General features: G+C 58.9%; 15 protein-coding genes. 5 read left to right on the top strand and 10 right to left on the bottom strand.

Features of this window, described 5'->3' with window-relative positions; all coding sequences use genetic code 11:
• Positions 1–7 precede the first annotated feature (7 nt).
• From porL to lipB, 8 genes are all read right to left on the bottom strand, one after another.
• A complete protein-coding gene (gene porL, locus LC531_RS20000) occupies positions 8–820 on the bottom strand; it encodes a type IX secretion system motor protein PorL/GldL (RefSeq protein ID WP_223653430.1) in 813 nt (270 codons plus the stop codon).
• A 76-nt stretch (positions 821–896) separates the two neighbouring features.
• Complete coding sequence (gene porK, locus LC531_RS19995; RefSeq protein ID WP_223653429.1) at positions 897–1,913, bottom strand: T9SS ring complex lipoprotein PorK/GldK; 1,017 nt, start codon at positions 1,911–1,913, stop codon at positions 897–899.
• 242 nt (positions 1,914–2,155) lie between these two features.
• Positions 2,156–3,160 (bottom strand): PorP/SprF family type IX secretion system membrane protein, encoded by a 1,005-nt coding sequence (locus tag LC531_RS19990; RefSeq protein ID WP_223653426.1) that lies wholly within the window; start codon positions 3,158–3,160, stop codon positions 2,156–2,158.
• A 175-nt stretch (positions 3,161–3,335) separates the two neighbouring features.
• Entirely contained in the window at positions 3,336–4,121 is a 786-nt protein-coding gene (locus LC531_RS19985) for a uroporphyrinogen-III synthase (RefSeq protein ID WP_223653425.1), read from the bottom strand.
• A 70-nt stretch (positions 4,122–4,191) separates the two neighbouring features.
• Positions 4,192–5,388 (bottom strand): DUF4271 domain-containing protein, encoded by a 1,197-nt coding sequence (locus LC531_RS19980; protein WP_223653424.1) that lies wholly within the window; start codon positions 5,386–5,388, stop codon positions 4,192–4,194.
• A gap of 37 nt (positions 5,389–5,425) precedes the next feature.
• Positions 5,426–6,499, bottom strand: coding sequence for an MraY family glycosyltransferase (locus LC531_RS19975; protein WP_223653423.1), 1,074 nt, complete (start codon positions 6,497–6,499; stop codon positions 5,426–5,428).
• A 53-nt stretch (positions 6,500–6,552) separates the two neighbouring features.
• Entirely contained in the window at positions 6,553–6,975 is a 423-nt protein-coding gene (locus LC531_RS19970; protein ID WP_223653422.1) for a hypothetical protein, read from the bottom strand.
• 49 nt (positions 6,976–7,024) lie between these two features.
• The gene (gene lipB / locus LC531_RS19965; RefSeq protein WP_223653420.1) at positions 7,025–7,816 is read right to left on the bottom strand and encodes a lipoyl(octanoyl) transferase LipB; all 792 of its coding nucleotides are present in this window, start codon (positions 7,814–7,816) and stop codon (positions 7,025–7,027) included.
• A gap of 147 nt (positions 7,817–7,963) precedes the next feature.
• Between lipB and LC531_RS19960 the strand changes: the two genes are divergently transcribed.
• A complete protein-coding gene (locus LC531_RS19960) occupies positions 7,964–8,323 on the top strand; it encodes a YraN family protein (protein WP_223653418.1) in 360 nt (119 codons plus the stop codon).
• On the opposite strand, the gene LC531_RS19955 is transcribed toward LC531_RS19960, so the two are convergent.
• Both LC531_RS19955 and LC531_RS19950 read right to left on the bottom strand, forming a co-directional pair.
• Positions 8,317–9,417, bottom strand: coding sequence for a toxin-antitoxin system YwqK family antitoxin (locus LC531_RS19955; RefSeq protein WP_223653416.1), 1,101 nt, complete (start codon positions 9,415–9,417; stop codon positions 8,317–8,319). The genes LC531_RS19960 and LC531_RS19955 overlap by 7 nt on opposite strands.
• Positions 9,418–9,568: 151 nt before the next feature.
• Positions 9,569–10,384, bottom strand: coding sequence for a cyanophycinase (locus tag LC531_RS19950; protein WP_223653414.1), 816 nt, complete (start codon positions 10,382–10,384; stop codon positions 9,569–9,571).
• Between the two features lie 162 nt (positions 10,385–10,546).
• Between LC531_RS19950 and mgtE the strand changes: the two genes are divergently transcribed.
• The 4 genes from mgtE (at position 10,547) to LC531_RS19930 (ending at position 14,391) form a co-directional block, all read left to right on the top strand.
• Positions 10,547–11,926, top strand: coding sequence for a magnesium transporter (mgtE, locus tag LC531_RS19945; RefSeq protein WP_223653412.1), 1,380 nt, complete (start codon positions 10,547–10,549; stop codon positions 11,924–11,926).
• A 243-nt stretch (positions 11,927–12,169) separates the two neighbouring features.
• A complete protein-coding gene (locus LC531_RS19940) occupies positions 12,170–12,907 on the top strand; it encodes a hypothetical protein (protein WP_223653410.1) in 738 nt (245 codons plus the stop codon).
• A gap of 129 nt (positions 12,908–13,036) precedes the next feature.
• Positions 13,037–13,612 (top strand): hypothetical protein, encoded by a 576-nt coding sequence (locus LC531_RS19935; RefSeq protein ID WP_223653407.1) that lies wholly within the window; start codon positions 13,037–13,039, stop codon positions 13,610–13,612.
• On the top strand, positions 13,591–14,391 hold the full coding sequence (locus LC531_RS19930; RefSeq protein ID WP_223653405.1) for a sensor histidine kinase: 801 nt from the start codon (positions 13,591–13,593) through the stop codon (positions 14,389–14,391). The genes LC531_RS19935 and LC531_RS19930 overlap by 22 nt, the downstream gene beginning before the upstream one ends.
• Positions 14,392–14,487 lie beyond the last annotated feature (96 nt).

Genomic DNA, 14,487 nt, shown 5'->3' with positions numbered 1-14,487 from the left:
TCGGGGCCTAGCTAGCACTGCCAGCGCGCATGGCATTCAGCATGTTGCCGTACACCCGGTTGAGCGACGTAAGGTTACCGGTGAGGTCGGATACCTGGCCTTGTAGACTTTCGGTATCTTTGCCAGTCTGCACCATGTTCTCCATCGCCTTGGCCATCATGCCCGAAAACTGATTCATGGACTTGAGGTGGGTATTAGCGTCTTGCAACTCCATCTCGTACACCGCATTCAGCGCGCCGAGGTTCTTAGTCACGGTCTGCACCTGCATGTGGTACTCCTTGGCATCGTTGGTAGCACCCGATAGCGACGTAACCGCCTCTACCGTGTTAGAATAAGCTTTGTTAATGCCGTCGAGCGAGTTGGCAGCAGCGCGTACTTTCTGGGTATATTCATCAGTCACGTTAGTGGCTTCGCCGAGCTGGCTAAGTTGCGCGGTAGTGGCGCTGAGCCGGTTCAGCCCTTGGCCCAGGTTGGTGAGGGCTTCGGGAGTTACGTTGGCATTCTTCAGCATGTCGTCCAGCTTGCCGGTTAGGCCATTGGGAGCCGGAGTCTTGTCGCGGAAGCGATTATCGTTGGTCGAGGGGTCGTAGCCCTCGCTCAACTCAGGATATACTAATGCCCAATCGTGGTCCGTTGCGTGGGGCTGAAAAGCGCTGAGAAAAAAGATAACAGCTTCCGTACCCAAGCCGACCATTAGCATAGTGTCCGCACCTTTCCAGTGCAGAATCTTGAATAGAGCACCGATGATAACAACTGCTGCGCCAATGCCATATACTTTCGGCATTACGTCGTCATAGAGAAAATTTTTCTTGCGAGCCATAATTGAATTAAGCTAACTAGCTAATGTTAAAAAAGTTAAGAGAAAGAAAAAGGATGAATTGGACTACGAGGGAAAGTTAATTTAGCCGGCGGTTGGTGCCCATACCGATTTGAATCATGGAGCACCGGAAGCCGATATAAGAGCGGGCCGAATCCTGATATTCAAAATTGCGGGTACCGGTTTCGAGGTAATACTGGATGTCTTTCCACGAGCCGCCGCGCACTACTTTGCGGGGTTCGTTATCGTCGGAGTTGGTCGGGTTCAAATCCCATACCACCGGCACGGAAGCTTCCATGTAAGCATCGTCGCACCATTCACTAACGTTACCGGCCATGTCATACAGGCCGAAGTCGTTGGGAAAATACGAGCCCACTTCCGAAGTATAAGCGTAGCCATCGGCGGCGTAGTCGCCCCGGCCCGGCTTGAAATTAGCCAGCATGCAGCCTCTGGTGTTGCGCACATAGGGGCCACCCCAAGGGAAGGTAGCACCTTCGCGACCACCGCGGGCGGCGTACTCCCACTCGGCTTCGGAGGGCAGGCGAAAGTTGGGGTAGGGCGCTTCGCCTAGCTCCTCGTTGGTGCTGTTCTTGAGTTTGGTGCGCCAGTTACAGAAGTAGCGCGCCGCGAACCAGTCCACGCCCACCACCGGGTAGTCGTCGAAAGCCGGGTGCGAGTAGTAATATTCCAGCAGGGGGTCGCCCATGTGGTAGGTAAAGTCACGCACCCACACGGTAGTATCGGGGTACAACTCGGTTTTAATATAATCTTCACCGAGCGCCTCTACCGAATCCTGCATAATGGCGTTGACGAATTGCCGATACTCATTGTTCGTAATCTCGGTTTCGTCCATATAGAAGCCGGCAATAGTTACCTGCTTATTCATGTTCACCATCGAGGCCGAAATGTCTTGGTCGGTCTGGCCCATGTGGAAGGTTCCGCCGGGACAGGGCACCATTCCAAAGGGCACGTCCTGCGGATTAAAGATGGGCCGGTCATCGGTACCTACTAGGTCGCCCTGGAAGTTTTTCGTAAAACAGCCACCCAGAAGTACCCCTGATAACGCTAATAGGGGTAATACCAGAAATTTTTTCATAATAGAGAGAAAGAACTAATTTATAAGACGGTAGAAAATCGGGCAAATTGAGTAAGTACTGGCAAATCTACGGTGAACCAAGTAGCTGCACAACACGGTGCTGATGTCCAAACAGGGTTATTTGCTGAACAGCTGAAAAAACATGTTGAACAACCCTAAAAATCCGGTAGAAATCCTATTTGTTAGGACTTTAGAACGCAATTAATTTCAATGTATTTCGTTTGAAGGTCTTGAATCCCGGACTAATAGCTGTAGCGTGGCGTGCGAATGGTCGGGCGTGTCAGTGTCATCGCCTTGGGCAGGCGCAGTGAAAACAGAATTTCGTGGGAGCTAAAGGCGCGGGCATCCTGGTTGAAGGCAATGAAGTCGAAAGCATACCCGATGCGGTAGCGATTGTCCGCACCAAAGTTGTAACTGACAAGGCCAGATACTGACTCATCGTAGCGGTAATTGAGGCCCGCAGAAAATTGGTCGTTCAGCGTTGCTCGCACACCCGCATCAAACGAGTAATTGTGTTGATTATCGTACTTGCTTGTGGTGCCGTAGCTACCTGGTAATACGGCTTTTACCAGCACCATTGGCGTGACTGTAACGTTAGAGGAAGCCTCGATATTGTAGCCCATGCTTAAGTATGCGTGATTTTCCCCGAGGTATTGACTGGCGATACCTTGCGTAGTACCTGCTCTAGGGGCAAACGTGTACTCCGACTGAAACAGGTTATTCACGCTCAGGCCAGCGTAAAACTTAGGGGCTTCGTACCAGATACCGGCACCGGCGTCAAACTTATGGTCGGAAGAATTAGCAGGTATGTTAATATCATCGGGGCTGATAGCGCGGTAAGTACCCTTGCCGATGTAGGTATAGGTACCCTGCACCCCAATGCCCAGCAGACCACTGCCCAGCTTGATGTGCTGCGAGTAAGAAAGTGCTGCGTTCGTCATTTTCGTCACACCGGCCTGGTCATAGTACACTACCAGGCCTACCCCCCCGTGCAGGGGTAGTATGGGCACTGAGGCCGACACCATACCCGTGCGCGGCGAGCCGTTGTCATCGCCTAAGGAGTTACCTAGATTTAGATACTGGTAGCGACCAATCACTGTAATCTCCGTTTGGCCCTTGATGCCGGCGTATGCCGGGTTCAGGTACATACCGTTGAGGCCGTAGTGGGTAAACTGCGGCTGCTGCTGCGCCAAAACGGGCGCGGTGGCGGCAGCCAGCAGCAGCGCGGCAAGTAACAATCCTTTCATGGGAACTGCGAAGAAAGGGGCTGGAAAAGAGGATAGAGAACGATAAATAGGCAAAACAACCTACCTCCAAATGTAGCGACGAATCACTCGTCGCGCCAGCCGGCCAGCAGCAGAACTCCTTAAGCCCCCTTTTTAGTTGCCCGCCGGGCTGCTAAAGTCGATTAAGCTGCTGGGCTCAGGCATTGTGCTTACGAATGTAAGCCTCGATAGCGCCGGCCATCGAGGGCGCATTAGGCATAGGAGCTTCAATGTCAAGGACTAAGCTAGCATCGCGGACGGCCTTTGCGGTGGTAGGGCCGAAAGCGGCAATGCGGGTGCTATCCTGCGTAAAATCGGGAAAATTAACGAATAGCGAACTGATGCCCGAAGGGCTGAAAAAAGCCAGGCAGTCGTACTTAACTTCCGCCAGGTCAGATAAATCACTAGCTACGGTGCGGTAGATAACCGCTTCTGTAAACTTCAGGTTGTTAGCCCGCATAAACTCGGGCAGGTCGTCCTTGCGAATGTCGGAGCAGGGGTAGAGAAACTTTTCGCCCTTGTGCTTCTTAATCACGTCGAATAGGTCGGCGGCCGTGCGCTGACCCACGAAGAGCTTGCGCTTGCGCAGCACGATGTACTTCTGGAGATAGTTAGCCGTTTGTTCCGAAATACAGAAGTACTTCATCTCAGCCGGCATTTCTAGCTTGGCTTCCTGGCAGATGCGAAAGAAGTGGTCCACGGCGTTGCGGCTAGTAAAAATCACGGCCGTATGCTCCAGGATGTTCACTTTCTCCTTCCGAAACTCCTTGTAGGGAACTCCCTGCACGTCAATAAACTCCCGGAAATCTACGCGAATCCCATATTTTTCAGCTAGCGAAGAATAAGGAGACGTATCGTTGGTGGGCTGGGGCTGGGTAACCAGAATACTGCGGATAGGCTGGGCGTGTCGGTCCAGACCCGACTGTACTGCGCTCTCGGCCATAGAAAAAAGAAAAGGGTAACGCTAGAACTATATGAAAGGAGAATACTCTGCCTAGAAGGTCATGCGGCGCTCAAGCAGGATAGGTAAACACGATGAGCTTCAATAAAACAGCCAGTGGCAGTACTTCGGTAGCACAAAGGTAAGCGAACAAGTGAAGATTAAGCAGGGATGCCCGCTGGTGCAAAGTTCGCGCCACCCGCAGTACGGTAGCCGTGAGCAGCAGCAGCACGCAAGCATTGGCCACGCCAACAATGCCGGGCCACCGCGCGTTCAGCCCCAGGTAGAACAATGACACTAGGGGTAGCAGCAGGCCCAACAGCAGCGTGGTACGCAAGAACTCGCGGTAGTGAATATTGACTAGTAGCCGCAGGTCGAAGATGTAGCTCAGCAGCTCAACCAGCAGATATTTACCCACTATAAAGCTCACAACCAACCCTGTGTAGAGCGAGACGCGCGCCACGATAGCCGACTCGGGTACCTTCAGCACGCGCTGGAGCAAGGGGAGGCTGCTCAGGTCGGTGTGCAGGGCCGTGAGTAACAGGGCCAGCGACAGCGAAAACAGCCCGACCAGCGTGAGGTTGAGCCAGGTGAAGGCCGGGCGGGCCAGAAAAGCCTGCGGCTCGGCGGAACTGCCAAATAGCTCATCTACTTGCAGAATGCGCGCAAGACCCACTGGATAAGTAGCCCGCACCACACCGTAGAGCAGCCCCAGCACCAGCAGCAACACTAGCAACACGTTATCGCTTTGCCGGGTGGGTACGCGCAGCGTAAGGGGGCTGGCTAGGGCGGGCGCAGCCGCGGTGGCGGCAGCGCCAGGCGTGGGCATTTCCACCTCTGTGCTGAAGGAAGTAAGCACCGGGTAGCCTTCGGGCTGCCACACGGCCAGCAGGTGCGGCAGCCCCGGCCGCGCGGCCGGGGCTACAGCAGCTAGGTCTACAGTATAGTGCCCAGCACTAGGAGCCGTAAAAATGAGCTGGTTATCCAGAAAAAGGCTCAGGCCGGGAGCTGCGCTAAAAGAGAGCCGAAAGGGTTGCCGGGGCAGTAGCCGCACCCACTGGTAGTAGGTGTGGGCAAGGGCGTGGTAGCCCGGTAGGTAGAGGATAAGGCGGTTGCCGGCCACATCGTGCAGTAGCCAGTTGTCGGGAGCCAGGCCGGAGGTGGGGGCGGGGGGTAGGGGGCGATATTCGCCGGCGCGCGCCAGCGACGCGCCCCCTACTCCCCATAGCAGCCAGCCAGCGGCTAGCAGCCGGCCGAGGTGGCGGAGCAAGAGTTGGCCCAGGGTCACGGCAGCAGGGGCATTGGGGTCAGGACGGAGAAGCGACTTGCCGCCGGGCAGCCCGACTCTGATACACGCCCAAAAACACGCTCAGTAGCACCGAAAAAGCTATCAGGATACCAATCAGCAGCAAATTACCTAATGAATAGAAGTTGATTACTCCTAGAATAACCACTACGTTGAGCAATCCCAGCAGCAGCACGGTGCTGATTTGGGAGAAACCCATCGCCATGATGCGATGGTGGACGTGGTTTTTATCGGGCATGAAGGGCGAACGGCCCACGGCCATGCGCAGCGTGAAAACGCGCAGCGTGTCGAAGAGCGGGACGAAGAGCACGCCCAGCGTCACGGCCGGGGCCGCGCTGCCAAACGGCTGCCCCGTGCGGCTACCCAGCTCGATAAACTGAATGGCCAGGATGGACACGATGAACCCGCACACCAACGAGCCGGTATCACCCATGAAAATGCTGGCCCGGTGGAAGTTGTAGCGCAAAAAGCCCAGCACGCCGCCAATCAAGCACACAGCCACGAAGGCATAGTTGCTGAACGCCGGGCCGCCGTAGCGGTAGAAATAATAGCCGAACGTGCCGCTGATAATGAGCACGATGGAGCCCGCCAGCCCGTCGAGCCCGTCGATGAGGTTAATGGCATTGGTAATGCCCACAATCATGACGAAGGTGAAGCCATAGCTGAAGCCCATCGATAACTCGTAAATACCCAGAATACCCTGAAAGCTGGTGATGCGCACGTCGGCCATTATCATCACGACGCCGGTAGCCAGCAACTGGCCCACGAATTTTTTGGCCACCGAGATGGTCACCAAGTCGTCCTTCAGCCCCACGAAAAAGAGAATGATGCAGCCGGCCAGCAACTCCTTGACCCCGTTGCTGAGCGGAGCAAAAATGGTGAGTGCCGACATGAAGCCCGCGAAAATCGCTACCCCGCCCAGGCGCGGCGTCAGCGACTGGTGCACGGTGCGGCCGTTGGGCGTGTCGAGCAGGTTTTTGAGGTGGGCAATGTAGACGATGGACGGCACCGCGAACATGGCCACCAGCAGCGCCCACAGGCCTGCTAATCCTAGATAAATACTAAAGTGGTTCATGAAGCAGACGGGGCGGCCCAGGCCAGTTAAGTGAACTCCGACGCGGGGATAAGCTAGCCGTGCAACACCCCCGGCCGGCCCGCCAGCAGGGCAAGGGGACGGCAATTGGCTGGCACGATAGAATCGGGGACGAATATAAATTTTTTATCAAAAATCCGGTCTTGCTGGTAATAGCTCACCCAGTATTGGTTGGTGAGGTGAAATACGGCGGGGTCAATTAATTCAACCTGCGTGGCCGAGTGCGGCGCTACGGCCTCAAAATGGTAGCGCAGGGTAGAGGTGCGCACGGCCTCGCCCGCGGGCTGCGTCCCGTAGCCTTCGGCGCTAATGAGTACGTTGGTCAAGCCAAAGTCATTGTTGTTGAGCAAGTAGACCGTCCAAACTGACATGTCGGCCGTGCCGAGCGTTACCGCCTCGTCGGGCACGACGGCGATGGAAACGCCTTCTACCGGGTCAAAAGGAATGTCTTGCTTCATAGCCTAGAGAACGTAATGAAAGGGAAATCAGATTGCGGCAGACCCTAAATTAAACCGCCAGCCGCGCGTCGAACTGACGTAGAAATTCGGTCAGTAATCGTTCCTGCACTTCTTCCACGGGTACGGCCCGGCCCAGCTCAGCCTGCAAGGAAGTTACGGCCTTATCGGTGATACCGCAGGGCACAATGTGGCCAAAGTAGCTAAGGTCGGTGTTCACGTTGAGGGCCAGGCCGTGGAGCGTGACCCAGCGGCTGCACCGCACGCCCATCGCGCAGATTTTGCGGGGCGCGGGCGCGCCCTCTTCCCAATCCAGCCACACACCAGTGAGGCCCGCAATGCGGCCCGCCCGCAGCCCGTAGGTCATCAGGGTTTGAATAACGGCCTCCTCCAGCGCCCGCAGGTACCAGTGAATGTCGGGCCGGAAGTTCTCTAAGTCGAGCAGAGGGTAGGCCACCAGTTGGCCGGGGCCGTGGAAAGTGATGTCGCCCCCGCGGTTGATGCGGTGAAACGTGGCCCCGTGCGCCGCCAGGCCCACCTCATCGAGCAATAAATGCTCGGGCTTACCACTTTTGCCCAGTGTGTAGGTGGGCGGATGCTGGCAGAAGAGCAGGTGGTTAGGCGTGGGCTGGGGGGGTAGGCCAGCAGCCTCAGACGTGCGGTTGTGGGCTTTGATGACCAGTGTATCGGCGAGTAACTGCTCTTGTAGCTCCCAGGTGGGCACGTAGGGCACCAGCCCCAGGCGTTGCACCTGCACCACCCGCTGGGCGGCAATGGCCGCCACGGGCGCAGCCCCGGCCGCCGGGGCCACTACGGGCGCGCTGCAAGCCGAGTATAAGTCCATAAAATAATAAGCTGAAACCCGCGAGCCACCCGGCCCAGCGGTTCAGCAAAGTTACTTCGCTGTTTAGGCTTTAGCTTGCGAACCGGGCGGGCGGCAGGAAGCGCGCCAAGCCTACCCCTTGTTTTTCAACTCATTACCCCCTTTCTCATGGCCACCGACGCGCACGCCCTGGGCCAGGCTGGCGAGGCTGCCGCCGCCGCTTATTACCGGCAAGCGGGCTACGAAGTGCTGGCCCAGGGCTACCGCCACGGCCGCGCCGAAGTAGACCTGGTGCTGCGCCAGGGTACGGCGCTGCTGGTTTTCGCGGAAGTCAAAACGCGCTCCGGCAGCCAGTTCGGGCCGCCCGAAACTTTCGTTTCAGCCCGCAAAAAAGAGCTTTTTCGCCTCGCTGCCACTCACTTACAAGAAGAGTTGGACTGGCGCGGCGACATCCGCTTCGACATCGTGGCCCTTACCCAACTCAGCAGCGGCTTTCGGGTCGAGGTTTTTGAGGATGCGTTTTATTGAGGCGTGGGCGAGACGGGTGGCGGGGTGGCCACCGGGGCCGGTGGGTGGTAGCCGGGGCGGCGGTCCTGGGGCTTACGAATAGGCGCGCGCGGGAGGCTTTTGCCGTGGTTGCCGGGGCGGCGGGCATCCTTGGTAACGGTGGCCGCGTCGGGGTCGGCCCCGCCGCGGGTGTCGAAGTTTTTCTCCTTATCGAAGATGACCGAGCCACCGCGGCTGTATTCGCGAATGAGTTCGGGCTCCTCCACCTCGGGGTCGTAGCCGCTCTCGCCGTACTGGAACACGTAGTGCGGGTACTTCTTGTAGTCGCCGAAGTTGGTCCACTCCCCTACCCGGTGGCCGTTCTCAAAGTGGCCGGTCCAGAGGCGGCGGCCGTCGTTGCGAAACATCGCGTAATCACCTTCCAGCTTACCATTTACGTAGGGCACCACTTCTTTAAGCATGGTCTGGCCGGCGTCGTAGTAACTGATGTTAGCATCGCGCGGGAAACCCAGCTCGTAGTGGGTTTTAGTCAGCAGCACACCTTTTTTGTCAAATTTCTCCCAGCGCAGGTGGCGGGTACCGTTGGCGAAGTAGCCGGTTTCGAGCACTTGGTTGTTCTGCATTTTCTTATAAGTGCCGTGCAGCACTTTGTCGGTGGCGGGGTCCAGGTCGCCCACGGCCTTGAAAATCTTGTGTTTCTTAGGGCTGAAGTAGTACACGGCCGGCGCCATCGGGTTGGGCTGCTTGAAAGTCTTGAGGTAGTAAAAAATCTCCAGCGTCTGGTTGCGCCCCTTGGGGCCCGATTTCACGACGGCCTTCTTCACCCGCTCGCCCAGAAAGACTTTTTTCTTGACGCGCTTCTTGCGTTGGGCGTTCTTCTCGGCATCCTTAGCGGCACGCTCTTCGGCCTTGGTGAGCACGGCTTTGCGGCCCGCGATGCTCAGCTTGGGCGCGCCCTTGCGGCCGGTGGTCGTGAGCGTGTCGCCAGGGGACACGAAGCCAGCCGCAGCCAGGTCGCCGGACCGCGAATTGAACGACACCGTTTTACGGGTGCAGCCCACGGCCAGCAGCGCCAGCCAACCCACTATCCAGAACCGAGAACGAAGCAAAAGCATGAAATGCGGACAAAATTTTGGTCGCCAGCCCAACGCGAATCTAATAAGTTTTGGTGCCCAAGCAGTAGCGCGAACTTTCCAGTTCGTGCGCGAGTGCCAGCGAGCAAGCAGTACCGCCCGAGCGACCATGCTCGCTACGCTCGCGCACAAATTAGAGAATTTGCGCTACTTCAACGGTGTCGCCCGCCACTAGCAAGCTAACTTGAAAGCCCTGGCCGCCCACGGGCCGGCCGGGGGGTAGGCCCGCGTAGTGCGCGTGGCGGAGCTGGCGGCCATCTACGAGCATAACTACTTCATCGCCAAAAACTTCGGGGGGCTGGCCAGGCCGGAAAATCAGGCCGGTTTCTTCGCTCAGGCCCAGGCCCAGCAGGTGGGGGTAGGCCAGCACGGCGTGCAGCAGGCGCGGGTAGCGTGCGCGCTCGGCAAAGTGCTGGTCGATGAGCAGGCCGGGCAGCACGTCGAGGCCGGGCAGCACGTCGATGCCGCCAGCCAGCAGGCTGCGCCAGCCCCTACCCCCCACCAGCATCTGGGTGCCCAGGGCGGCCGCGCCGGCGCTGGTGCCGGCCAGCACGAAGCCCGCATCGTGCTGGCCGCGCTGGCGCAGCACGGCCAAGAACTCGGTGCCCCGCAGAAAATCGGTGAGGCGCTCCTGGTCGCCGCCCGTCAGCAGCAGCAGGGCGGCGGCGCGCAGGCGGGCCAAAGTAGTGGGGGCATCGGCGGGGTGAGCTTCGTCCACTACCAGGTGGTTTACCTGGCGGCAGCCCAGCGCGCCCAGCTCGGCGGCGTAGGCGGCGTGGGTGCGGGCGGGCTCGTGGGCGGTGGCTGCCGTCAGCACTTCGATGGGGGCCGTGGGGGTAGGCAGCAGCCGGGCCAGCAGCGCCAGCAGCACGGCATCGTGGCCGCCGCCCAGCACCACGATGGTGCCCTGGGGCGGGGCGGCGGCGGGCGGTGGGGGAACAATAGTCAAAACAATGGGCGGAAGCGAATGCAGCCGCGAAGTACGCCAAAAATGCCGGCCGCGTCGCCAACAAGCCAGGTATTCGGGCGTAATTTTGCCCCACTACCCCATACTGCCTAGCGAAACAACTACCTTCAGCAAAAACCATGTAGTGGTTTTTCAGCCCTGCCCATGACCGCGCCCGAGACCTTGGACCATATTACAACGCTGATTCAGGAGGGCGAATTTTTCAAGCTGAAGAAGCTGCTGCGCACGTTCCAGGCCAGCGAGCTGGTGGCGCTGATTGAGAATGAGGAGGAGCGCGAGCAGCTCATTATTTTCCGGCTGCTGCCGCTGGAGCTGGCCACCCAGGTGTTTGAGTACCTCGACCTGGAGGTGCAGCGTCACTTTCTCGAAAACCTGGCCCAGGATAAAATTACCGACATCCTCAACGAGATGTCGCCCGATGACCGCACGGCCCTGCTGGAGTTCCTACCCGCCAACTTCGTGGCCGAGCTGGTGCAGAACCTCTCCGAGCCCGAGCGCCGCGTCACGTTGCAGCTGCTGGGCTACCCCGAGTACTCGGTGGGCCGCCTGATGACGCCCGACTACATCGCCATTCGCGAGAACTGGACCGTGCAGCAGGTGCTCGACTTCGTGCGCCAGCACGGCGGGCAGTCCGAAACCCTGAACATGCTCTACGTAACCGATGCGCGCGGCAAGCTCATCGACGACATTCGCATCCGGGAGTTTTTGCTGGCCGCGCCCACCACGCGGGTCCGCGACATTATGGACCACCGCTTTGTGCAGCTCACCGCGGACCAGGACCAGGAAGAGGCCATCGATATTTTCCGGCGCAACGACCGCGTGGCGCTGCCCGTGGTGAGCTTCGAAGGCATTCTGCTCGGCATCGTGACCCTGGACGATATTCTCAGCATTCGGGAGGAGGAAGACACCGAGGATATTCAGAAGTTCGGCGGCTCCGAAGCGCTCGATGAGCCCTACCTGGCTACCCCCCTGCTGCGGCTGGTGCAGAAGCGCGCCGGCTGGCTGGTGGTGCTGTTTCTGGGCGAATTGCTGACAGCCTCGGCCATGCAGTTTTTTGAGGGCGAGCTGCAGAAAGCCATTGTGCTGGTGCAGTTTATTCCGCTCATTATCAGCTCGGGCGGCAATTCGGGGTCGCAGGCTACTTCGCTCATCATTCGGGCAATGGCGCTGGGCGAGTTCACGCTGGGCGAGTGGTGGCGGGTGTTGCGGCGCGAGCTGCTGGGCGGCATTATGCTGGGCCTGATTCTGGGCGTCGTCGGCTTTGCGCGCATCGCCATCTGGCAGAGCATCACGCCCATTTACGGGCCGCACTGGCTGCTGGTGGCCAGCACCGTAGGCGTGGCGCTGGTGGGCATTGTGCTGTGGGGTAGCATCGCGGGCTCTATGCTGCCGCTGATTTTGCGGCGGCTGGGCCTCGACCCGGCTACCTCGTCGGCCCCGTTCGTGGCCACGCTCGTGGACGTGACCGGACTAATTATCTACTTCACCGTGGCGCTGGTGATGCTGCGCGGCACACTCCTGTAGGCAGGCAGGGGGCAGGTATAACTACCTGTTTTTGTGAATCAGGTAGTTATACGCTATAATTGCCAGGCATCCGGCACTCTCTTTGCAGCTAGCAATCCGGCTTCAGTTTGGTACGAAGGCCTCCCTTGAAAGCCCCCGTGCAGCCTGCGTGGGGGCTTTTTGGATTAAATAGTTACTGGCAGTCACCCTAAGGTGCTCAGCCACTTAGCGCTACTCTATTCTTTCACACTTTCTCCTTTCCTCATGGCTACCCGCGACAGCTCCCTTGTCGGCATCCTGCCGCAGCCAGCATTTGACCAAGCCGTTTCGACCTGGGTTGAGCTTATCAGCCAGCCCGATGAGCGGGCACTGCAAGCTAGCTTTATGTCTGATAAGCAGTTGGTTACCGGCGTTGGATTTTCTATCGAGCGCATTGCGCAGCTGGTGTCTACGATTGGCGCGGTGCATATTAAGGCCCGCTTTATTATTCAGGCGCTGGTACCGGGCGGGGAGCCGCAGTTTTTGCTGGCCCTGTTCGCCGCTGATGCGCTCGATGCCCGCGTATCGTCGTACTACGTGCCCGAGCGCCTCTACCTGGATAAGCCGGAGCTGGGCAATGCCGTAGAATTAGCGGTCCAGACCATTCACAAAAATCAGGTTGCCAATGTGTTAGCGCAGCGTTGGCTGGCTGCCTGGTCCGCTGCCCCGGCTGTGCTGCCGGCGTATTTCGCTAGCCATTATGGCCCGCTGCGCGGCTACACCTTCGAGTTGGGCGAGTTCGCGGCCGTATTTCACTACCTGCGGACGCTGGACGGCCAGCTGCTGCGCATCTCCTTCGTGCTGCACGACTTTTACCAGCCCGACCCCACCGGCAGTGATATGCTGGCCCACACGTTTGCCCTGGCCCTGCACCTGGACCGCCGGGGTAGGGAGGAGGTAAGCGTAGCGAGCGGAGCCAACCCGATTCTGAATATGGCGCAGCCCTGCCCGCCCAAGTGTTAATAGTTGGTCCTCTACTAGTTATAAGCTAGCCTCTGCGCTCGCTGCAAAAACGGACGAATGGACTTTGCGTCTGATGCTGTTACCAATTTAGCCTACCTGATACTTGCTGGCCTAGCACTCAGCAGCCTTATGCGCTTTCGGCGCCTGCCAGCCAACCTGCGTTATCTGACGGGGGTAGTGGCGCTGGAAGTAATCAGCGAAATAGCGGGCTCTACGCTGAAACACTATCATCGACCCAACCTGTTTATCGGCCCCATTTTCGCGGCGGGCGAGCTTTGGCTGCTCGCGCTGGTCTATGATAAGACGCTGCGCTACCCTGGGTTTTCGCGGGTGCGGCCGTGGCTGGCGGGGGCTTTCGTGGTTTATTGCGCCCTCGATAGCTGGCTTTTTCCCGAGGCCGCGCGCTTTAAGCCGGCATTGCAACTGCTAGAGAGCTTCCTCATTCTGGGTATGGTAGGGCTTTACTTTCGCAAGCTGCTGAACGAGCTGCGCGTGACCCGGCTCGACCGGGAGCCGATGTTTTGGGTGTCGGTAGGCCTGGTTATCAATCATTTGGGCAAGTCTCAGATTTATTTATTCAGCAACTTTCTGCTCACGCACTATTCCAACCAGCTCAACCTGGACATCTGGGCCATTCACGCGCTACTTTTGGTGGTGTTGTACAGCTGCTACCTCGTGGCCCTATGGATTCGCCCCCAGAATTAGCGTTCGGCCAGCTGCTGATTGGCGGCATCAGCTTCATGCTGCTTTCGGGGGTAGGGCTGGTGTTATTTATCGTAGTGTACCAGAAGCGGTTGCTGCAGCAGCAGCTGCGGCTGCGCGCGGCCGAGGCCGAGTACCAGCAGCAGCTGCTGGCGGCCGTCATTCAGGCCCAGGAAACCGAGCGCGAGCGCATCGGGCGCGACCTGCACGACGGCATCGGCTCCACGCTGGCCACGGCCAAGCTGCTGGCCGGCCGCCTCGAAAGCAGCAGCCCCACCCCCGAGTCGGCGGGCCTGCTGGCGCTGCTCAAGGATATACTGGGCAACTCGGTGCAGGACGTGCGCGGCCTCTCGCACAGCCTCTACCCGGCCGTGCTCGACCGCTTTGGGCTGGCCGAAGCCTTGCAGCACCTCGCCGACGTGAGCACCGAAACCGGCTCCCTGCCCGTGGAGCTAGCCATCGAGTATGAGCAGCCCCTACCCCTCGCCCAGGAGCTGGCCCTGTACCGCATCTGCCAAGAGTTGATTCACAACGCCCAGAAGCACGCCCGCGGGGCCACCCGCCTCGATGTGCACCTGCACCAGACTGGCCCCAGCCTCAGCCTGGCCGTGGCCGACGACGGCTGCGGCTTCGACCCCGAAGCGCTGGCCCTGGCCCGGCCCGCCGCCCCCGGCGCGGGCCTGCGCAGCATCGAAGTGCGCGTGCGTATGCTGCGCGCCCGCTTCAGCCAGCAGTCGGCCCCCGGCCAGGGTACGCGCACGCTGATAGTGATGAATGGGTAGGGGAGTAGGGGGCTTTCATCATGGCGAGCACAGCGCGGCAATCGCCCCAAAACGATAAATGAACGACCGGCGCGGGTGTCGTTCTGAGGTGATTAA

Origin of the sequence: Hymenobacter psoromatis (genome assembly GCF_020012125.1) — a bacterium.
GTDB classification, from domain to species: Bacteria; Bacteroidota; Bacteroidia; order Cytophagales; family Hymenobacteraceae; genus Hymenobacter; species Hymenobacter psoromatis.
This window is presented reverse-complemented; position numbering and strand designations above follow the sequence as displayed.

Coding starts and splice junctions, on each gene's coding strand:
- porL (WP_223653430.1), bottom strand. CDS start 820: ATGGCTCGCAAGAAAAATTTTCTCTATGACGACGTAATGCCGAAAGTA.
- porK (WP_223653429.1), bottom strand. CDS start 1,913: ATGAAAAAATTTCTGGTATTACCCCTATTAGCGTTATCAGGGGTACTT.
- LC531_RS19990 (WP_223653426.1), bottom strand. CDS start 3,160: ATGAAAGGATTGTTACTTGCCGCGCTGCTGCTGGCTGCCGCCACCGCG.
- LC531_RS19985 (WP_223653425.1), bottom strand. CDS start 4,121: ATGGCCGAGAGCGCAGTACAGTCGGGTCTGGACCGACACGCCCAGCCT.
- LC531_RS19975 (WP_223653423.1), bottom strand. CDS start 6,499: ATGAACCACTTTAGTATTTATCTAGGATTAGCAGGCCTGTGGGCGCTG.
- LC531_RS19970 (WP_223653422.1), bottom strand. CDS start 6,975: ATGAAGCAAGACATTCCTTTTGACCCGGTAGAAGGCGTTTCCATCGCC.
- lipB (WP_223653420.1), bottom strand. CDS start 7,816: ATGGACTTATACTCGGCTTGCAGCGCGCCCGTAGTGGCCCCGGCGGCC.
- LC531_RS19960 (WP_223653418.1), top strand. CDS start 7,964: ATGGCCACCGACGCGCACGCCCTGGGCCAGGCTGGCGAGGCTGCCGCC.
- LC531_RS19955 (WP_223653416.1), bottom strand. CDS start 9,417: ATGCTTTTGCTTCGTTCTCGGTTCTGGATAGTGGGTTGGCTGGCGCTG.
- mgtE (WP_223653412.1), top strand. CDS start 10,547: ATGACCGCGCCCGAGACCTTGGACCATATTACAACGCTGATTCAGGAG.
- LC531_RS19940 (WP_223653410.1), top strand. CDS start 12,170: ATGGCTACCCGCGACAGCTCCCTTGTCGGCATCCTGCCGCAGCCAGCA.
- LC531_RS19935 (WP_223653407.1), top strand. CDS start 13,037: ATGCGCTTTCGGCGCCTGCCAGCCAACCTGCGTTATCTGACGGGGGTA.
- LC531_RS19930 (WP_223653405.1), top strand. CDS start 13,591: ATGGATTCGCCCCCAGAATTAGCGTTCGGCCAGCTGCTGATTGGCGGC.